Origin of the sequence: Salipiger marinus (assembly GCF_035481585.1) — a bacterium.
Classification (GTDB): domain Bacteria; phylum Pseudomonadota; class Alphaproteobacteria; order Rhodobacterales; family Rhodobacteraceae; genus Salipiger; species Salipiger marinus.
Genome location: NZ_JAYKSL010000019.1, coordinates 90,287 through 109,739, shown reverse-complemented (window position 1 = coordinate 109,739; position 19,453 = coordinate 90,287). Strand labels below are relative to the sequence as shown.

Below are 19,453 nucleotides of genomic sequence, written 5' to 3'. Positions count from 1 at the left end.
GTCGAATACGCAACACTCGAATGGGTGGACTGGTTCAACAACCGCCGCCTCCTCGAACCAATCGGAAACATCCCGCCAGCCGAGGCAGAGGCCAATTCTTTATGCAGCTCTGGAAACTGAAGCCATGGCTGCGTAACTAACCGAAATCAGCCTCCGGCAAACCCGGAGAGGTTCAGTGTGCGTTTGACGGCTTTGCCATCACGGGGTTCCATCTCATAGGCTTCATTTTCCTCGGTCAAAGGCACATCACCAGCGCCCCACGTATCAGCGGCCAGCGACCGCGACCCGGCGCGTCCAGCGGATCGTCAGATCGCCGGGGCTCCGGGCGGTGCGCTATGGCTGTGGACAGCCGCGCCTCATGCCTTACCCTAGACCGGTCCGGCCCGTGTGGCCGGAATTTTCAGAGGGGAGGTCACCATGACGCGCTACATTCTTGCCATTGACCAGGGCACCACTTCCAGCCGGGCGATCCTGTTCGATGCTGACCTGCGGGTCGCGGCACAGGCGCAGGAGGAATTTCCGCAGCATTTCCCGCAGTCGGGCTGGGTGGAGCATGAGGCCGCCGATCTGTGGTCCTCCACGGCGGGCACCTGCCGGGCGGCGCTGGAAAAGGCCGGGGCGGGGCCCGAGGATGTGGTGGCCATCGGCATCACCAACCAGCGCGAGACCACGGTGGTCTGGGACCGCAAGACCGGCCAGCCCATCCACCGCGCCATCGTCTGGCAGGACCGGCGCACCGCCGATCTGTGCCGCCGCCTGCGCGACGAGGGGCAGGAGGCGCGCGTGACCGAAATCACCGGCCTGCTGCTTGACCCGTATTTTTCGGGCACGAAACTGGCATGGATCCTCGATCATGTGGAGGGCGCGCGGGAAAGGGCGCGGCGGGGCGAGCTCGCGTTCGGCACGGTGGACAGCTGGCTGATCTGGAAACTGACCGGCGGTGCGCGCCATGTCACCGATGCCACCAATGCCGCCCGCACCATGCTTTACGACATCAGCCGCAATGCGTGGTCGCCCGAGATGTGCGACATGCTCGACATCCCGCAGGAGATGCTGCCCGAGGTGCTGGATTGCGGCGCCGAATTCGGCACCACCCGGCCCGATCTGTTCGGGCGTCCGCTGCCGATCCTCGGCGTGGCCGGGGACCAGCAGGCGGCGACGCTGGGGCAGGCCTGTTTTGCGCCCGGCATGCTGAAATCCACCTATGGCACAGGGTGTTTTGCGCTGCTCAACACCGGGACGGAGCGGGTGACCTCGCAGCATCGGCTGCTGTCGACCATCGCCTACCGGCTCGACGGGCAGACCACCTATGCGCTGGAGGGGTCGATCTTCATCGCGGGCGCGGTGGTGCAGTGGCTGCGCGACGGGCTGGGGCTGATCCGGCAGGCGTCGGACACTCAGGGGCTGGCGGAGCGTGCCGATGACGGGCAGCAGGTGATCCTCGTGCCTGCCTTCACCGGGCTGGGCGCGCCTTACTGGAACGCCGAATGCCGGGGCGCGGTTTACGGTCTGACCCGCAATTCGGGGCCTGCGGAATTTGCCCGCGCCGCGCTGGAAAGCGTGGGCTACCAGACCCGCGATCTGGTGGAGGCGATGCGCGCCGACTGGGCGGGCATCGACAGTTCGGTGGCGACGCTGCGCGTCGATGGCGGCATGAGCGCCAGTGACTGGGCGATGCAGTTCCTGTCAGACATCCTTGGCGCGCCGGTGGACCGTCCGCAGGTGCTGGAAACCACCGCGATGGGGGCGGCATGGCTTGCCGGGCAGCGCGCCGGGCTTTATCCGGGGCCGGAGGAATTCGCCAAGGGCTGGGCGCTGGACCGGCAGTTCACCCCCGCCATGGACAGTGCCACGCGCGAGGCGAGATATGCCGCGTGGCAGCGCGCCGTGCAGGCGACGATGACGGTCTGAGGCGAAAGGAACGGTCATGATCCATGTCACCGGCTGCGCGGGGGTTCTGGGCTTTGAAATCCTGTGCCATCTGGCACGGCTTGGCCCCGTCACCGGCATCTCGCGCAGCGCGCTGCCCGCGCCCGTGCCGGGGGCCGCGCATCGGCGGGTGGCGGATGTGCTGGCGGCGGACTGGCTGGAGCCCGGCGAGGAGGCGGCGACGATCGTGCATTGCGCCGGTCTTTCGGATGCGCGGGCGAGTATCGAGGGTGTGGGCGATCTGGTCACGCGCGAGGTGCTGCCGCAGACCGGCTTTGCCGAGGCGCTGCTGGCGCGCGGCTGGCGCGGGCATCTGGTCTATCTCTCCTCGGCTGCCGTTTATGGCGACAGCGACGATCTGCCGATCCCCGAGCCACGCGAGCCGCAGCCCAAGGGGTTTTATGCCCTGCAGAAGCTGATGGTGGAAAACGCGCTGCTGTTTCTGGCGGCGCAGCACGGTTTCCGCCTGACCCTCCTGCGTGTCGCCAATCCCTATGGCGGCGATCTGCCCCGGCGCGACCGGGGGGTGATGCGGCTGCTGATGGATGCGGCGGAGAGCGGGGCAGAGTTCACCGTCTATGGCGGCGGCACCGGGCTGCGCGATTACCTGCACATGTCGGATTTCCTGCGCGCGGTGGAACGGGTCTGCCTGCGCCCGCCCGAAAGCGGGATCACAAGGCTGAACCTTGGCAGCGGCACGGGCACCGCGCTGATCGACCTGATCCCGCGGCTGGAGGCGGCGACGGGCCGCCGCCTGAGCCTGCGCCACGCGCCCTCGCAGATGGAGGTGAAATCCAGCGTGCTGGACATCACCCGCGCCCGTGACCTGCTGGACTGGGCGCCGCGCGTGGGTCTGGAGGAGGGGCTGGCGCGGATGGTGGCCCGCTGGCGGGCCACCGCGCCGCAAACTTAAGGCGTCACGCGCAGCAGCGTGCCGTCATCGGCATCCATCAGCAGCATCACCGCGCCGTCCTGCTGCGCCACGTCGACATCGCGCACCCGGCCTTCGCCCTGCAGATAGCGGCCTTCGCCGCTGACCTGACCATCTTCCAGCGTCAGCCGCACCAGCGACTGGCTGGCCAGCCCGCCGATCAGGGCGCTGCCCTGCCAGTCGGGGAACATCTCGCCGTCATAGAACACCATGCCGGAGGGCGCGATCACCGGATCCCAGTAATAGATCGGCTGCTCCATGCCGTCGGCCTCGGTCCGGCCTTCGCCGATGGGGCCGCCGGAATAATCCAGACCGTAAGTGACGACCGGCCAGCCATAGTTCAGCCCGGCCTCGGGGCGGTTCAGCTCGTCACCGCCCTTGGGCCCGTGTTCCACGGTCCAGAGCGCACCATCCGGGCCAAGGGCTGCGGATTGCAGGTTGCGGTGGCCATAGCTCCAGATCTCGGGCAGGCCGCCCTCGATCTGCGGATTGCCCTCTGCGGCACCGCCCATGGGATCAAGGCGCAGCACCTTGCCCAGATGGGTGTCCACATCCTGCGCCAGTTGCCGCGGTTCGGGCAGCGACCGCTCGCCGGTGGTGACAAACAGCGCGCCTTCGCCGTCAAAGACCAGCCGCGAGCCATAATGCATGGTCGACTCCCATGCCGGATCCTGCTGAAAGATCACCTCGACCTCGGTCATCTGGCTGCCATCCTCGGACAGGATGCCGGTGGCCACGGCGGTGCCGGTGGTGCCGCCGTCGCGCGGTTCGGCATAGCTCCACCAGACGCGGCGGGTGTCGGCAAAGGTCGAGTCATTGATGGCAACGTCCAGCAGCCCGCCCTGACGGCGGGTGTCCACCTCGGGCAGACCCTGCACCGGATCGGACAGCGTGCCATCCTCGGCCACGATGCGCAGCCGCCCGGGCCGTTCGGTCACCAGCCAGCGCCCGTCGGGCAGCTGGTCCATGCCCCAGGGGTGCACCAGCCCGTCCACCACCACCTCATGGTTCAGGGTCATGCCCTCATCCAGCACCGGAGCGCGGGTCTGGGCCTCGAAAGCGGGGGACTGGTCGGGAGCGTTGGGCGGCTCGGCGTTGAAATCCTGTGCCGAGGCGGGGCCGCAGGCGGCCAGCAGGGCAACAAGGGGAAGGCGGGAAAGATGGGCCATGATCGGGCTCCTTTGGTTCGGGGTCCGTGTCGGTCCGGAGTTGGATGACGCCCCGGAACCTAGTGCCCCAAGCCGCCCGGCACAGTGACGCTTGCGTGAACGGCCCCCGCTGTGACCCAGATCACAGACAGGCGGCGCGGCATCGGGCAGGAGGGCGGCAGGGCACTGTCGCGCTGCCTGCCGAAGATGCGGGCGGGCCCGACCCTTGGCCACATGCTGTGCCGCCGCATTGCCCTGCGGGCAAAGCTGTGGCTCGGTGGGCGGGGGTGCCTGCCCGCATAAACGCCCGTGCCCGTGACAAAGACTGCCTGATGACCGCCCCGATGCCCCGTCCCCCGCGGACGGGCATTCCCCCAGACCGCAGAAGGACCGTTCCTGATGACCGCCCAAGACACAGCCGCCCCCCCGCCCGCCGCGTCGCTGGCGCATTTCCCGGTCAGCGCCTTTGCCATCCCGATGGGGCTTTTCGGCTTTGCGCTGGCGCTGCGTGCCGCCGGGCTGGAGGGCGCGGGCCAGATCACCGGCTGGGGCGCGCTGGCGGTGCTGCTGGGGCTGGGCGCGGTGCTCGCCGTCAAGGCGGTGCGGCATCCCGCAGCCCTGGCGGCGGACTGGGCGCATCCGGTGAAGCTGGCCTTCTTTCCTGCCATCAGCATTTCGCTGCTGCTGCTGGCGGCATTCCTTGGCCCCAACGCGCCGCTGCTGGCGCGGCCGGTCTGGCTGCTGGGGGCGGGGGCGCAGGCGGTGCTGACGCTGGTGGTGGTGTCGGCATGGATCTCGCACCGCGCCTTTGGCCCGCAGCACCTGTCGCCCGCATGGTTCATCCCGGCGGTGGGCAATGTCGTGGCGCCGCTGGCGGGGGTGGGGCTGGGGTTTGTGGAACTCAGCTGGTATTTCTTTTCGGTCGGGCTGATCTTCTGGCTGGTGCTGCTGACGCTGGTGTTCAACCGGCTGATCTTTCACGATCCGCTGCCGGGCAAGCTGCGCCCGACGCTGGTGATCCTTGTGGCGCCGCCCGCCGTCGCGCATCTGGCATGGCTGCAACTGGGCGGAGAGGTGGATGCCGTGGCGCGGCTTCTGCTCAATCTGGGCTATTTCTTTGCCGCGCTGGTGGCGCTGCAGATCCCCGCGCTGCTGCGGCTGCCTTTCGCGCTGTCCTTCTGGGCGCTGTCCTTTCCGCTGGCGGCACTGACCACGGCCAGCTTCCGCTTCGCCGCGCTGACCGGATCGGGGCTGCACCATCTGCTGGGGCAGGGGCTGCTGGCGGTGCTGGCCGTCACCATCGCGGGTCTGCTCTGGCGCACGCTGCGCGCGGCGCGCGCGGGGCAGATCTGCCTCCCCGACTAGGGACGGCTGGCTTGCGTCACCCCGTCCGCCCGCGCTACCGCTGGGGCGGACCGGGGCAGGGGGCAGGGCATGACCGAGGACTGGACCACGCATTTTGACGGGCTGCGCGATCTGCCCGCAGACGAACAGGCGCTGCTGCGGCGCAGCGCCCATGCGATGCACCTGCCCGCAGGCCGCACGGTCTTTGCCCCCGGGCAGGAGGCACAGACCTTCTTCCTGCTGCGGACCGGCACGGTGCGGGTGCAGCAGCAGACCGAAACCGGGCGCGAGGTCTTTCTGTATCGCGTGCATGCCGGGGAAAGCTGCATCCTGACCACCGCCTGCCTGCTCTCCTCCGAGGCCTATACCGCCGAAGCCATCACCGAAACCGAGGTGACCGCCGTGGCGATCCCCCGCGCCGGGTTCGAGGCGATCATTGCCGGATCTGCGGCATTCCGCAGGCTGGTCTTCCACGCCTACGCCCGGCGCATCGCGGATCTGTTCGCGCTGATCGACGACATCCTGTCGCAGCGCATGGATGTGCGGCTGGCGGCGCGGCTGCTGGCGCTGGCCGATGACAGTGGTCAGGTGCAGGCCACGCATCAGGTGCTGGCCCATGAGCTTGGCACCGCGCGCGAGGTAATCACGCGCACGCTGGCTGAATTTCACCGCCGGGGCTGGATCGCGCAGGCGCGCGGCGCGGTGCGGCTGGCCGATCCGGAGGCGCTGCGGCAGCTTGCGCGGGGCGGCACGCGCTAGCCCCGGCTTGGTGACATGGTCACCGTCCGGCGGGCGGGTTCCGTGGCACAAGGGGCCATGACCCTTGATCCCCCGGAGGATGACATGACCCGAAACATGGGAAAACTTGACCGCGCGCTGCGGACCATCGTGGCGCTGGGGCTGCTCTATCTGGCCTTCGGCACGGCGATGCTGGGCACCGGCCTGTGGATGTGGCTGGCGGTTGTGGTGGCTGCAGTCTTTCTTGTGACCTCGCTTGCGGGCAGCTGCCCGCTTTACACGCTGATCGGCCTGCGCACCTGCCGCAGCTGACCGGGCGGGGCGGGCCGTGACAAGCCTGCCCCCTCACGCAAGCGTGACTTTTCATTCCTGACTAATTTATTCAACTATAGCCCGGGGCAGGCGCCACCGGGCCATCGCACGTGGTGACGTCCTCCACGCGCAGACCCGCACCGGCTTTGGCCGCTGCGCAGGGCGTGCTTCGCCCATGGCCGTATCAAAGGACAGGACGTGACCAGAATTTTCGACACCGACCCGGACAGCACCCCCGCCGCCGAGGATGCGCCGCCGCAGATCCGCCGCATCCGGCACGAGCTGCGCCGCCGCAGCCTGACCGTGGCCGACACCGTGCAGCTGAGCCCGCACATGATCCGCCTGACCCTGACCGGCGCCGATCTGGCGGATTTTGTCAGCCTTGGCGCGGATGATCACCTCAAGGTCATCCTCCCGCAGGCCGGGCCGGAGGAGGCGCGCCGCGATTACACCCCCCGCCGCTTTGATCCCGCGCTTCACGAACTGGTGCTGGATTTTGTCGACCATCCCGGCGGTCCTGCCGCCGATTTCGCCCGGGAACTGCGGGTGGGCGACAGCGTGACCGTGGCGGGGCCGCGCGGCTCTGCCGTGGTGGAGGGCGACATCGCCCACTGGCTGCTGATCGGCGATGAAACGGCACTTCCCGCCATCGGGCGCCGGATCGAGGATCTGCCTGCGGGGACTGCCGTCACCAGCCTTGTGGCGGTGCCGGGGACGGCGGATGAACAGGCGCTGTCAACCGCCGCCGACTGGCGCGGGATCTGGGTGCACCGTCCGCTCTCTGCCGCCGCTGATCCCGCGCCGCTGCTGGCGGCGCTGGTCGGTATTGACCTGCCAGCGCGGTGTTATGTCTGGCTGGCCGCCGAGGCGGGCGTGGCGCGGGCGCTGCGCGACGCGCTGCTGACGCGCGGCCATCCCAAGACATGGATGAAAGCCTCCGGCTACTGGACCGCCGGGCGGGCCGATGCCTCCGACAAGACGCTGGACGGCTGAGCCGGTTCAGACCTGACAGCCCGCCGCGTTTGTGGGATAGTGGCGTGCCGCTTTTGCCGACCGAGGACTTATGCCGCCAGACATGCTTGCCCCCGCCCTGACCGTCATTCCGGACCCGCTGGCGGAGGATCCGCCGCGCGCCTCCGCCTTCATCGTCACGCTTTATGGCGATGTGGTGGAGCCGCGCGGCGGGCGGCTGTGGATGGGCACGCTGATCGACTGCTGCGCCGGGCACGGCATCAGCGAAAGCCTTGTGCGGACCGCCGTGTCGCGGCTGGTCAGCGCCGGACGGCTGGAGGGCGAGCGCATCGGGCGGCGCAGCCATTACCGGCTGGCCGCCGCCGCCCGCGCTGAATTCGGTGCCGCCGCGCAGGTGCTTTATACCCCGCCGCCCGCGCCGCAGGGCTGGCTGCTGGCTCCGGCGGACCAGCCGCCCGCGCCCGGCTGGGCGCCGCTGGGCGGGGTGGCGCTGGCCCCCAACCGCAGCGACATGCCGCGCCCGGCGGGGCTGGTCTGGTCTGCCGACGTGGTGTCGGGGGTCGCGGACCTGCCCGGGCTTGCCGCCGCGCTCTGGCCGGTGGCGGAGGTGGGCACCGCCTATGCCGCATTTGTCGCGCGGTTCGCGCCGCTGCTGGACCAGTGCCGCAGCGATCCGCCCGATGCGGCCCGCGCGCTGGCGCTGCGGCTGCGGCTGGTGCACGATTACCGGCTGGCGGCGCTGGCCGATCCGCGTCTGCCGCAGGCGGCGCTGCCGGCCGACTGGCCGGGGCCCGCGGCGCGGCGGCTGTTCGTCACGCTGTATCTGACACTGGCCGAGGCGGCGGATGCCTGCATCGGCAGCCGATTCCTTGATCCCGACGGGCTGCTGCCGCAGGCCACCGCCGCCACCGACCTGCGGCTGGACCGGCTGCGGCGCGAGGCGGCGCGGCCAAGCGACTGATTTTGCTAGCCGCCTCTGGTTGCTCCGCCAAAGCATCACGGCCTTTCCATCTTTTCTCTTTGCGTGTGACGCTTTCGGCGCTATATCCATGACCGAGCGGTCGGTGAATATGGAGGCACCCACCGCGCGACGCGAGGAGGATCCCATGACCGACGCTTTCATCTGCGATGCCGTGCGCACGCCCATCGGACGCTATGGTGGCGCGCTCTCGGGCATCCGCGCCGATGATCTGGCCGCCCTGCCGCTGGCCGCGCTGATGGCGCGCAACCCGTCGGTGGACTGGGCGCAGGTCGAGGATGTGATCCTTGGCTGTGCCAATCAGGCAGGGGAAGACAACCGCAACGTGGCGCGCATGGCGGCCCTGCTGGCGGGTCTGCCGCAGGAAGTGCCGGGCACCACGGTCAACCGGCTTTGCGGGTCGGGCATGGATGCGATCGGGCTTGCCGCGCGCACCATCCGCGCGGGGGACGCCGATCTGCTGCTGGCGGGCGGGGTCGAAAGCATGAGCCGCGCGCCTTTCGTGATGGCCAAGGCCACGACGGCCTTTTCCCGCAACGCGGAAATTTACGACACCACCATCGGCTGGCGGTTCAAGAACCCGAAGCTGGACAAGCTCTTCGGCACCCATTCCATGCCCGAGACGGCGGATAACGTCGCCGCAGATTATGGCATCAGCCGCGAGGATCAGGATGCCTTTGCCGCCCGGTCGCAGGCGCGCTGGCAGGCGGCGCAGGAGCGCGGGCTTTTTGCCGAAGAAATCGTGCCGGTCCAGATCCCGCAGCGCAAGGGCGAGCCGCTGGTGGTGGATACCGACGAACATCCGCGCCCCGGCACCACGGCGGAGCAGCTGGCCAAGCTGCGCGGCGTGAACGGGCCTGACCTGAGCGTGACGGCGGGCAATGCCAGCGGCGTCAATGACGGGGCGGCGGCGGTGATCGTCGCGTCCGAAGCGGCGGCGCGGCAGCATGGCCTGACCCCGCAGGCGCGCATCGTCGCCATGGCCGCCGCCGGTGTGGCGCCGCGCGTCATGGGCATTGGTCCGGTGCCCGCCACGCGCCGGGTGCTGGCCCGCGCCGGTCTGACGCTGGACCAGATGGACGTGATCGAACTGAACGAGGCCTTTGCCGCGCAGGGGCTGGCGGTGCTGCGCGATCTGGGCCTGCCCGATGACGCGCCGCATGTGAACGCGCAGGGCGGCGCCATCGCGCTGGGCCATCCCTTGGGCATGTCCGGCGCCCGGCTGGTGCTGTCCGCCACCCGCCAGCTGCACCGCACCGGCGGCCGCTACGCGCTCTGCACCATGTGTGTGGGCGTGGGGCAGGGCATTGCCCTTATCCTTGAACGCAGCTGACGCAACCGGAGGCACGACGATGTATGCACAGATGGTAAAATCCGAAGGCATGAAATCCCTCGAGGACATGACGCCCGAGGAGCGCGCCTTTCAGGAGCGGATCGACCGCGGCGAAAAGATCGAGCCGAAGGAATGGATGCCCGAAGGCTACCGCAAGACGCTGATCCGCCAGATCGGCCAGCATGCCCATTCCGAAATCGTGGGCCAGCTGCCCGAAGGCAACTGGGTCACCCGCGCGCCGACGCTGGAACGCAAGGCGATCCTGCTGGCCAAGGTGCAGGACGAGGCGGGGCACGGGCTTTACCTGTACTCCGCCGCCGAAACGCTGGGTGTCAGCCGCGACGAGCTGATGGAAAAGCTGCATTCCGGCGCGATGAAATACAGCTCCATCTTCAATTACCCGACGCTGACATGGGCCGATATGGGCGCTGTCGGCTGGCTGGTGGACGGGGCCGCGATCATGAATCAGGTGCCGCTGCAGCGCACCTCTTACGGGCCTTACAGCCGCGCGATGATCCGCATCTGCAAGGAGGAAAGTTTCCACCAGCGGCAGGGCTATGCGATCATGATGAAGATGGCGCAGGGCACGCCGGAGCAGCGCGAGATGGCGCAGGATGCCTTCAACCGCTTCTGGTTCCCGGCGCTGATGATGTTCGGGCCCTCCGACAAGGATTCGGTGCATTCCGCGCAGTCGATGGCGTGGAAGATCAAGATGAACACCAATGACGAGCTGCGGCAGAAATTTGTCGACGAGACGGTGCCGCAGGCTGAATTTCTGGGCCTGACCGTGCCCGACGAGACGCTGCGCTGGAACGAGGCGCGCGGGCATTACGATTTTGCCGAACCCGACTGGGACGAGTTCTTCGAGGTCATCAAGGGCAACGGCCCCTGCAACGAGGAACGGCTGGAGGCGCGGCGCAGCGCCTGGGATCGGGGCGCGTGGTTCCGCGACGGGCTCAGCGCCTATGCCGAAAAAGCCGCCGCCCGCCGCGCCGCCGCGCCGCCGCGCGCGTGGCCGCAGAGTAAGGAGCGTCTGACATGTCCAGAAAAGAATGGCCGCTTTGGGAGATCTTCATCCGGGGCCAGCACGGGCTGAACCACCGCCATGTAGGCAGCCTGCACGCGCCGGATGCGGAAATGGCGATCAACAACGCGCGCGACGTCTATACCCGCCGCAAGGAAGGCGTGTCGATCTGGGTGGTGCCCTCGGCGCAGATCACCGCCTCGGCGCCCTCGGACAAGGGGCCGCTCTTCGATCCCGCCGAAAGCAAGGTCTACCGCCACCCGACCTTCTACGACATTCCCGAAGACGTGGGGCATATGTGATGCCGTCGCTGCCCGATGTGATGACCCCCGAAGTGGCGGATCTGGCGCGCCGCGCCGCCTCTGGCCAGACCGCCGATCCGCATCTGGAGGATGTGGCGCTGAAGCCCGCCTTTTTCGACTGGCTGTGCCGGATGGGCGACAGCACGCTGATCCTTGGCCACCGCCTGTCGGAATGGTGCGGCCATGGCCCGGTGCTGGAAGAGGACATCGCGCTGGCCAATACCGCGCTGGATTTCATCGGGCAGACGCAGCTTTGGCTGGGGCTGGCCGCCGAGGTCGAGGCGCAGGGCCGCAGCGCCGATGATCTGGCCTTTCTGCGCGACGCGATGAAATTCCGCAACGTGAAGCTGGTGGAACTGCCCAATGGCGACATCGGCCAGACGCTGATGCGGGGTTTCCTGTTCGACGCATGGCATTTCGAGATGCTGACCGCGCTGGGCAGCTCCAGCAGCCCGCGCGTGGCCGAGATCGCCGCCAAGGCGGTGAAAGAAGTGTCCTACCATCTGGAACGCTCTTCGGATCTGGTGGTGCGGCTGGGTGACGGCACCGAGCAGAGCCATGAACGGATGCAGGCGGCGCTGGACTATCTCTGGCCCTATACTGGCGAGATGTTCGCGGGTGATGCCGTCGACCGGGCGGTGACGGAGGCGGGCATCGCGCCGGATCCCGCCGCTCTGCTGCCGCTCTGGCAGCGCACCGTCGCCGAGGTGCTGGCCGAGGCGACGCTGCATGTGCCCGAGCGGCGTTTCGACGCGCAGCACGGGGGCAAGCAGGGGCGGCATACGGAACATCTGGGCTACATCCTTGCCCAGATGCAGTTCCTGCAGCGCGCCTATCCCGGCGCAAGCTGGTAATGCCATGACCCCGACCGACGCGCAGATCTGGGACTGGCTGGCAGAGGTGCCCGACCCCGAGATTCCGGTGATCTCTGTCACCGATCTGGGCATCGTGCGCGCTCTGCGCTGGGACGGCGACACGCTGGTGGTGGCGGTGACGCCGACCTATTCCGGCTGTCCGGCCACGGCGGTCATCGATCTTGCGATCGAGACCCATCTGCAGGCGCGCGGCGTGGCGCGGGTGCGGCTGGAGCGGCGCCTCTCGCCGCCATGGACCACCGACTGGCTGACCGAGGCGGGCCGCGCGAAACTCACCGCCTATGGCATCGCCCCGCCGGTGGACGGCACCGCCCCCGATGGCCGCTCGGGCCGGGCGGCGCGGCTCGCCGGGGGCAGCAATCTGGTCATCGCCTGCCCGCGCTGCGGATCGGCGCAGACCGAACGGGTCAGCCAGTTCGGATCCACCCCCTGCAAGGCGGCGTGGCGCTGCCGCGACTGTCTTGAACCCTTTGACTATTTCAAATGCCACTGACGGGCCTTGCCCGCTGAAACCCCCGACGGGCCTTGCCCGCCGCCGCACGCCCCGCATCCGGACAGGAGGAGGTCTGACATGCCCCGTTTCCATCCCCTAGAGGTGACAGAGATCCGCCGCGACACCCGCGACGCGGTGGTGGTCACGCTGCGCCCGCGCCCCGAGGACACAGCACAGTTCGACTTTACCCAAGGGCAGTATCTGACCTTCCGCCGGGCCTTTGACGGCGAGGAACTGCGCCGGTCCTATTCGATCTGTGCGGGACGCGACGAGGGCTGCCTGCGGGTCGGGATCAAGCGGGTGGAGGGCGGCGCCTTTTCCACTTGGGCCAACGAGGGCCTGCGCCCCGGCGACATGCTGGAGGCGATGCCACCGCAGGGCCGGTTCCACACCCCGCTCGATCCGGGCCGCGCGCGCAGCTATCTGGGGTTTGCGGGCGGGTCGGGCATCACGCCGCTGCTGTCGATCATCAAGACCGTGCTGGCGCGCGAACCGCAGTCCAGCTTCACGCTGGTCTATGCCAACCGGCAGGTGGCCTCCATCATGTTCCGCGAGGAGCTGGAGGATCTGAAGAACATCTATCTGGGGCGGCTGTCGGTCATCCACATCCTTGAAAGCGAGGGGCAGGAGATCGACCTGTTCACCGGGCGGATCGACGCGGACAAGATGGCGATGCTGTTCCGGCTGTGGATCGATGCTGCCACGGTGGACACCGCCTTCATCTGCGGGCCGGAGCCGATGATGCTGACCATCGCCGAAAGCCTGCGCCAGCAGGGTCTGGCCGAGGATCAGATCAAGTTCGAACTTTTCGCCTCGTCCCAGCCGGGCCGGGCCAAGGCGCGGGCCGTGTCGCGGCAGGCCGCCATGGCGGGCAACAGCTGCGAGGTGTCGGTGACGCTGGACGGGGCCACGCGCAGCTTCCGGATGCCCAAGGACGGCACGGCGCTGCTGGATGCGGCGCTGCAGAACCACATGGACGCGCCCTATTCCTGCAAGGCGGGGGTCTGTTCCACCTGCCGGGCCAAGGTGCTGGAAGGCGAGGTGGAGATGCAGGTCAACCACGCGCTGGAGGATTACGAGGTGCGGGCGGGCTATGTGCTGTCCTGCCAGTGCGTGCCGCTGTCGGACCGGGTGGTGCTCAGCTATGACGAATGACGCGGATCACATGGCGCTGGCGGATTATCTGGCGCAGGGCGGCAAGCTGACCTCGCCGGAAAACGTGCCGCCGCGCTACCGGGGCGAAGTGCTGCGGCTCATGGCCTCGTTTGTCGACAGCCAGCTTGCCGGATCGGCGGGCTTCGCCGGAGCGATCAACTGGGCGCCCGGCATCAAGGCGCGCATCGCCGCCAGCCGCATCACGCTGGAAAAGGCCGATCACGCCGAACGGGTGCTGGATCTGATGCAGGCCTTCGGCACCGACAAGGCGCTTTACGAACAGGCGCATGACTGGGCCGCGCGCGGCCCGCGCGACGCGGCGCCAGAGGCACGGCGCCGGGGCGGCGACATGCGGCTGTCGGTGTTCCACGCGCCGCTGACCGGCTGGACCGACGCGGTGGTGATGAACGTGCTGATGGGGCAGGCCACGCTGGAGGTGCTGGAGGATCTGGCGCGCTGTTCCTATCAGCCGCTGGCCGAGGTGCTGCGCGACATCCTCCCGCGCGAGCGGCGGCACATGGAACTGGGGCTGGAGGGGCTGGAGCGCATCGGCGCCACCGCCGAGGCGCGCGCCTCCGTCGGCTACTGGCTGCCCCGGGTGGCGGACACGTTCGGGCCCGCGCAGTCGGACCGGTTTGACCGGCTGCGGGCCATGGGCCTGCGCCGCACCGACAATGAAACGCTGCGCAGGGCGTGGCGGACCACGGCGGAGGCCACGCTGGCGCCGCTGCGGCTGATCTGAACAGGAAGGACATCTGATGCTGGACACCGGACGCACCGCGCGCCGCCTTGAAAGCTATGTCTCGGGCGCGTGGCGCGCGGGGCAGGGCGAGGCCAAGCCGCTGGCCCATGCCGCAACGGGCGAGGTCCATGCGCTGATCTCCTCGGACGGGCTCGATTTTGCCGGGGCGCTGGACTGGGGCCGCCGCACGGGAGGGACGGCGCTGCGCCGCCACACGCTGCACGAGCGCGCCCTGATGCTGAAGGCCATCGGTCAGGCGCTGATGGCGGGGAAGGACGAATTCTACGCCGAAAGCCTTGCCACCGGCGCCACGCCCCGCGACGCATGGCCCGACATCGACGGCGGCATCGGCACGATGCTGACCTTTGCCTCCAAGGCGCGGCGCGAACTGCCCAATGCCCATGTGCTGCCCGAAGGCCCGGTGGAGATGCTGTCGCGCGATGGCAGTTTCGTGGGTCAGCACATCCTGACCCCGCTGGAAGGTGTGGCGGTGCATATCAACGCGTTCAACTTCCCGGTCTGGGGCATGCTGGAAAAGATCGCGCCTGCGCTGATCGCGGGCGTGCCCTGCGTGGTCAAACCCGCCTCGCAGACCGCCTATCTGACCGAACTGGTGGTGCGGCGCATTCTGGAGATGCAGATCCTGCCCGAGGGCGCGCTGCAGCTGATCTGCGGCGGGGTGGGCGACCTGCTGGACCATGTGACCGGGCAGGATGCCGTGACCTTCACCGGATCCGCCCAGACCGGGCAGAAGCTGCGCACCCATCCGGCGGTGGTGCAGAATTCGGTGCGCTTCACCATGGAGGCCGACAGCCTGAACGCCGCGATCCTTGGCCCCGATGCAGGCCCCGGCACGCCGGAATTCGATCTGTTCGTGAAGGAGGTCGCGCGCGAGATGACCGCGAAGGCCGGGCAGAAATGCACCGCCATCCGCCGCGTGCTGGTGCCCGCCGCCCATGAGGGCGCGGTGATCGACGCGCTGCGCGCCACGCTGGACCGCACCGCCGTGGGCCTGCCCGATGACGCGCAGACCCGCATGGGGGCGCTGGTGTCGCTGGGCGAGCGCGAGGGCGTGCGCGCCCGCATCCGCGAGATCGCGGCAGAGGCCGAGATCGTCTGCGGCACCCCCGACGAGGTGCGCCTGTCTTCGGGCGATGCCGCGCGGGGGGCGTTCCTGAATCCGGTGCTGCTGCGCTGCGCCGATCCCTTCACCGCCCGCGCCCCGCACGAGATCGAGGCCTTTGGCCCCGTCGCCACGGTCATGGCCTATGACGGCGTCGAGGAGGCGGTGGCGCTGGCGAAGCTGGGCAAGGGCTCGCTGGTGTCGTCGGTCTTTACGAATGACACCGGCGTGGCGGCCGAGATGGTGCGCGGCGTTGCCGCTTTTCACGGGCGGATCATGCTGGGCAACCGCGACAGCGCCAAATCCTCCACCGGGCATGGCGCGCCGCTGGCGCCGCTGGTGCATGGCGGACCGGGCCGCGCGGGCGGCGGCGAGGAAATGGGCGGGATGCGCGGGGTCAAACATTTCATGATGCGCAGCGCCATTCAGGGCACGCCCCGGCTGCTGGCGGCGGTGACGGGCGAATGGGTGCCGGGCGCCCCCGCGCAGCAGGACATCCACCCGTTCCGCAAATCGCTGGCAGACCTGCGCATCGGCGATCAGATCGTCACCGACCGGCGCGAGATCACCGAAGCGGATGTCGAGCATTTCGCCCATTTCACCGGCGACACCTTCTATGCCCATATGGACCGCGAGGCGGCGCGCGCCAATCCGTTCTTCGAGGATCGCGTGGCGCATGGCTATCTGATCGCCTCTTTTGCGGCGGGGCTCTTCGTGATGCCTGAACCCGGCCCGGTGCTGGCCAATTACGGCGTGGACCACTTGCGTTTTCTGGCGCCGGTCTATTTCGGCGACAGCCTGCAGGTGCGGCTGACCTGCAAGCAGATCACCCCGCGCGACGGCACGGTCTATGGCGAAGTGCGCTGGGATTGTTGCGTGACCAACCAGAATCAGGAGGTGGTCGCCCAATATGATGTGCTAACCATGGTGGCGAAAACCTGGCCGCTGACGGAGTAAGCAATGGATCCCCGCCACCTTGAAATGACCGTTCTCATGACGCCCGACATGGCGAATTTCAGCGGCAAGGTGCATGGCGGGGCGCTGCTCAACCTGCTGGACCGGGTGGCGTTTTCCTGCGCCTCCCGGTTTTCGGGCCGCTATGCGGTCACGCTGTCGGTGGATCAGGTCATTTTCAAGGAGCCGATCAATGTGGGCGAACTGGTGACCTTCCGCGCCAGCATCAACCATGCCGGGCGCACCTCGATGGAGGTGGGGATCCGGGTCGAGGCCGAGGACATCCGCAAGGGCACCCGGCGTCACACCAATTCATGCTATTTCACCATGGTGGCGGTGGACGATGCCAGCCGCCCCGCCGAGGTGCCGGTGCTGCAGGTCGAAACCGAAACCGAACAGCGCCGCCACCGCGCCGCCACCCTGCGCCGCAAGCTCCGCCGCCAGTTCGAGGAAGAGATGCGCAAGGCGGCGGCGGGCTAAAAGAGGTTTCTATTTTGGAGGTAAATACCTCTTTACAGAGTAGGGTGAAGTAACTAATTCTTGCTGGGGTCCTAGATGAGCCCTGAGCCAGGATTTGCCACATGAAGCGAACTATTGAAGTTGATCTCGACGTATTTTCGGAAATTTGGCGGAGAAGAGAACCGAACGAAATAGCTGAAAATGATGTTCTGCGCAGGGTTTTTGGGCTCTCTGGAGACATGGGTCCTGACATGCGAGTTAGCACCCTGTGCCACGCTGTAAAAAAGGACGAGAGATCAAGGGCTACAGAAGAGGCTTTAACCTCTAATTGCGAGCTAGAGCAAGTTTTCAACGTCACGAGAGCCCTTGTTGGGAGGGTCCGGTGGGTAGATGACGTTGAATTGGCCTTGGAGCTGCTAGGAGGAGTAGCCTCTCTTCATCAAATTTATGGAAAGGTTGAAGAACTTCGCAGACAGGGTGGTCGATCGTTGCCACCGACATTGCAGGCGACCATCCGGCGCACAATCGAAGATCATTCATCGGACTCCGATAATTTTCGCGGCGTGGACCTGTTTGTGAAACACTCACGAGGAGAATGGGGACTTCGTCGGCGTCGGGAAGCTTGAGTTTTTTGGGCGCTTTTAGTTGGTGCCGCTCATTTCACCGCCTTCACGCCTTCAAGGATCAGCGTCGTCGCCATATGGGCGTAATCCTCGCGGCTGATGGCGCCGCCGTCGCGGAACCACATGTAGACCCAGTTCATCATGCCGAAGAGCGACATGGTGACCGGCATCAGCAGCGGACGGTCGGGCGTGTCGAGCGTGGGGTGAATCTCGCGGATGACGGCGGAGAAGCGTTTGACGATGCGCCGTTCGATCCCGGTCAGGTCGGCCTTCTGCGCGTCCGACAGCGCAGGGCCCGCGTTCAGCTGCACCTTGTGCAGGTCATCGGCACCGCGATAGGCGTCGAGCACGGTCATCACCAGCCGTTCCAGCCGCGCCTCGGCGGGCAGGGCGGGGTCATGCGCCTCGGCAAGGGCGGCGTCCAGATCCTCCAGATGCGTCTCTATGATCGCGAAGATCAGCGCGTCCTTGGACGGGTAATAGTGATAGAGCAGCGATTTCGACACACCCGCCTCGGAGGCGATCTGCGACATGGAGGCCTTTTCCATGCCCTGCGTCGCAAAGACATTGGCAGCGGACAGCAGCAGCTGATGCCGCTTTTCCTCGAAATCATTGGCGCGCGTCCTTGCCATCAGCGCAAGTGCTCCTCGTGGTTCAGGCGGCAAGGGGATATCCCCTTGCCGGAAGGTATGCCAGTGCGGCGGATGGCCTATTTCGGCCGGTTGTCGACCACGCGTTTTGCCTTGCCTTCGGACCGGGCGACGCCTTGCGGGTCATGCACCTCGATCCGGGTCGACACGCCCACCACCGACTTGATGTGATGGGCCAGATCGCGGGCCGAGGCGGCGCGCGCCTCGGCGCCCGTAGCCTCGGGGCCGCACTCCACATGCACGGTCATGCTGTCCATGCGGCCCTGCCGGGTCAGTTCGATCTGGAAATGCGGGGCGAGGCCTGCGCATTTCAGGATCTGCTCCTCGATCTGGGTGGGAAAAACGTTGACGCCGCGCAGGATGATCATGTCATCGCAGCGCCCGGTGATCTTTTCGATGCGCCGCATCGACCGGGCGGTGCCGGGCAGCAGCCGGGTCAGGTCGCGGGTGCGGTAGCGCACCATGGGCAGACCTTCCTTGGTCAGCGTGGTGAAGACCAGCTCGCCCATCTCGCCATCGGGCAGCACGTCGCCGGTCACAGGGTCGATGATCTCGGGGTAGAAATGATCTTCCCAGACATGCAGCCCGTCCTTGGTTTCCACGCATTCATTGGCCACGCCCGGCCCCATGATTTCCGACAGGCCGTAGATGTCGACGGCGTGCATGTCGAAGGCCTGTTCGATCTCCTCGCGCATGGCATTGGTCCAGGGCTCGGCGCCGAAGATCCCCACCCGCAGCGAGCTTTGCCGCGGATCGATCCCCTGACGGCGGAGTTCGTCAAGGATGGACAGCATGTAGGACGGCGTCACCATGATGATGCTGGGCTGGAAATCCTGCATCAGCACCACCTGCCGCTCGGTCATCCCGCCCGAGATCGGCACCACCGTGCAGCCCAGCCGTTCGGCGCCGTAATGCGCCCCCAGCCCGCCGGTGAACAGCCCGTAGCCATAGGCGACATGGCAGATGTCGCCGGGCCGCCCGCCGCTGGCGCGGATCGACCGGGCCATGCAGTCGGCCCAGATGTCGATGTCGCGCGCGGTATAGCCCACGACGGTGGGCTTGCCCGTGGTGCCGGAGGATCCGTGAATGCGCGCCAGCTTCTCGCGCGGGACCGCGAACATGCCGAAGGGATAGGTGTCGCGCAGATCCTGCTTGGTGGTGAAGGGAAATTTCGCCAGATCGGCCAGCGTCGTGAAATCGTCGGGATGCACGCCGTGATCGTCGAACCGCTTGCGGTAGAAGGGCGAGTTTTCATAGGCGTGGCGCAGCGACCATGCCATGCGGCTTTGCTGCAGGGCTGCGATCTCGTCGCGGCTGGCGATCTCGATCGGGTCCAGACTGGCCCGCGCCGGGGTCATGTCGGTCAT

19 protein-coding genes and 1 pseudogene are annotated in these 19,453 nt (G+C 67.6%); 17 read left to right on the top strand and 3 right to left on the bottom strand.

The genetic code is table 11. The annotated features are described in order from the left end of the window. From VK682_RS20970 to VK682_RS20960, 3 genes and pseudogenes are all read left to right on the top strand, one after another. Positions 1 to 136, top strand: a pseudogene (locus VK682_RS20970) (IS3 family transposase); the annotation flags it as partial. Positions 137 to 417: 281 nt separating this feature from the next. Further along, complete coding sequence (glpK, locus tag VK682_RS20965; RefSeq protein WP_230797694.1) at positions 418 to 1,911, top strand: glycerol kinase GlpK; 1,494 nt, start codon at positions 418 to 420, stop codon at positions 1,909 to 1,911. A gap of 16 nt (positions 1,912 to 1,927) precedes the next feature. Then, positions 1,928 to 2,842 carry an NAD-dependent epimerase/dehydratase family protein gene (locus tag VK682_RS20960; RefSeq protein WP_230797695.1) on the top strand — a complete coding sequence of 305 codons (915 nt, stop codon included), beginning with the start codon at positions 1,928 to 1,930 and terminating at the stop codon, positions 2,840 to 2,842. Here VK682_RS20960 and VK682_RS20955 read toward each other — a convergent pair. Beyond that, the gene (locus tag VK682_RS20955) at positions 2,839 to 4,029 is read right to left on the bottom strand and encodes a PQQ-dependent sugar dehydrogenase (protein WP_230797696.1); all 1,191 of its coding nucleotides are present in this window, start codon (positions 4,027 to 4,029) and stop codon (positions 2,839 to 2,841) included. The genes VK682_RS20960 and VK682_RS20955 overlap by 4 nt on opposite strands. A 378-nt stretch (positions 4,030 to 4,407) precedes the next feature. On the opposite strand from VK682_RS20955, the gene VK682_RS20950 reads away from it, so the two are divergent. From VK682_RS20950 to VK682_RS20885, 14 genes are all read left to right on the top strand, one after another. Next, positions 4,408 to 5,373, top strand: coding sequence for an SLAC1 anion channel family protein (locus VK682_RS20950; RefSeq protein ID WP_230797697.1), 966 nt, complete (start codon positions 4,408 to 4,410; stop codon positions 5,371 to 5,373). Positions 5,374 to 5,442: 69 nt separating this feature from the next. Further along, positions 5,443 to 6,111, top strand: coding sequence for a Crp/Fnr family transcriptional regulator (locus VK682_RS20945; RefSeq protein WP_230797698.1), 669 nt, complete (start codon positions 5,443 to 5,445; stop codon positions 6,109 to 6,111). 57 nt (positions 6,112 to 6,168) lie between these two features. Beyond that, a complete protein-coding gene (locus VK682_RS20940) occupies positions 6,169 to 6,402 on the top strand; it encodes a YgaP family membrane protein (protein WP_324782490.1) in 234 nt (77 codons plus the stop codon). Between the two features lie 198 nt (positions 6,403 to 6,600). After that, a complete protein-coding gene (locus VK682_RS20935; RefSeq protein WP_230797700.1) occupies positions 6,601 to 7,395 on the top strand; it encodes a siderophore-interacting protein in 795 nt (264 codons plus the stop codon). Positions 7,396 to 7,477: 82 nt separating this feature from the next. Next, positions 7,478 to 8,335, top strand: a complete 858-nt coding sequence (locus tag VK682_RS20930; RefSeq protein WP_324782489.1) for a PaaX family transcriptional regulator C-terminal domain-containing protein — start codon at positions 7,478 to 7,480, stop codon at positions 8,333 to 8,335. Between the two features lie 145 nt (positions 8,336 to 8,480). Beyond that, positions 8,481 to 9,686, top strand: coding sequence for a 3-oxoadipyl-CoA thiolase (gene pcaF, locus VK682_RS20925; RefSeq protein ID WP_324782488.1), 1,206 nt, complete (start codon positions 8,481 to 8,483; stop codon positions 9,684 to 9,686). A 19-nt stretch (positions 9,687 to 9,705) separates the two neighbouring features. Next, entirely contained in the window at positions 9,706 to 10,782 is a 1,077-nt protein-coding gene (gene paaA / locus VK682_RS20920; protein ID WP_324782487.1) for a 1,2-phenylacetyl-CoA epoxidase subunit PaaA, read from the top strand. After that, positions 10,725 to 11,012: a 1,2-phenylacetyl-CoA epoxidase subunit PaaB gene (gene paaB, locus VK682_RS20915; protein ID WP_089850229.1), complete on the top strand. Its 288-nt coding sequence runs from the start codon at positions 10,725 to 10,727 to the stop codon at positions 11,010 to 11,012. Before paaA ends, paaB begins: the two co-directional genes overlap by 58 nt. Continuing rightward, entirely contained in the window at positions 11,012 to 11,866 is an 855-nt protein-coding gene (paaC, locus tag VK682_RS20910; protein ID WP_230797703.1) for a 1,2-phenylacetyl-CoA epoxidase subunit PaaC, read from the top strand. Before paaB ends, paaC begins: the two co-directional genes overlap by 1 nt. A gap of 4 nt (positions 11,867 to 11,870) precedes the next feature. After that, on the top strand, positions 11,871 to 12,380 hold the full coding sequence (gene paaD / locus VK682_RS20905) for a 1,2-phenylacetyl-CoA epoxidase subunit PaaD (protein WP_230797704.1): 510 nt from the start codon (positions 11,871 to 11,873) through the stop codon (positions 12,378 to 12,380). 78 nt (positions 12,381 to 12,458) lie between these two features. Then, positions 12,459 to 13,535: a 1,2-phenylacetyl-CoA epoxidase subunit PaaE gene (paaE, locus tag VK682_RS20900; RefSeq protein ID WP_230797705.1), complete on the top strand. Its 1,077-nt coding sequence runs from the start codon at positions 12,459 to 12,461 to the stop codon at positions 13,533 to 13,535. Beyond that, positions 13,525 to 14,277 carry a Phenylacetic acid catabolic protein gene (locus VK682_RS20895; protein ID WP_230797706.1) on the top strand — a complete coding sequence of 251 codons (753 nt, stop codon included), beginning with the start codon at positions 13,525 to 13,527 and terminating at the stop codon, positions 14,275 to 14,277. Before paaE ends, VK682_RS20895 begins: the two co-directional genes overlap by 11 nt. 16 nt (positions 14,278 to 14,293) lie before the next feature. Further along, positions 14,294 to 16,357, top strand: a complete 2,064-nt coding sequence (gene paaZ, locus VK682_RS20890) for a phenylacetic acid degradation bifunctional protein PaaZ (RefSeq protein WP_324782486.1) — start codon at positions 14,294 to 14,296, stop codon at positions 16,355 to 16,357. A gap of 3 nt (positions 16,358 to 16,360) precedes the next feature. Then, positions 16,361 to 16,834 carry an acyl-CoA thioesterase gene (locus tag VK682_RS20885; RefSeq protein WP_089850240.1) on the top strand — a complete coding sequence of 158 codons (474 nt, stop codon included), beginning with the start codon at positions 16,361 to 16,363 and terminating at the stop codon, positions 16,832 to 16,834. Positions 16,835 to 17,468: 634 nt separating this feature from the next. Here VK682_RS20885 and VK682_RS20880 read toward each other — a convergent pair. Both VK682_RS20880 and paaK read right to left on the bottom strand, forming a co-directional pair. Continuing rightward, positions 17,469 to 18,068 (bottom strand): TetR/AcrR family transcriptional regulator, encoded by a 600-nt coding sequence (locus tag VK682_RS20880; protein ID WP_230797709.1) that lies wholly within the window; start codon positions 18,066 to 18,068, stop codon positions 17,469 to 17,471. A gap of 77 nt (positions 18,069 to 18,145) precedes the next feature. Then, positions 18,146 to 19,453 carry a phenylacetate--CoA ligase PaaK gene (gene paaK / locus VK682_RS20875; RefSeq protein ID WP_324782485.1) on the bottom strand — a complete coding sequence of 436 codons (1,308 nt, stop codon included), beginning with the start codon at positions 19,451 to 19,453 and terminating at the stop codon, positions 18,146 to 18,148.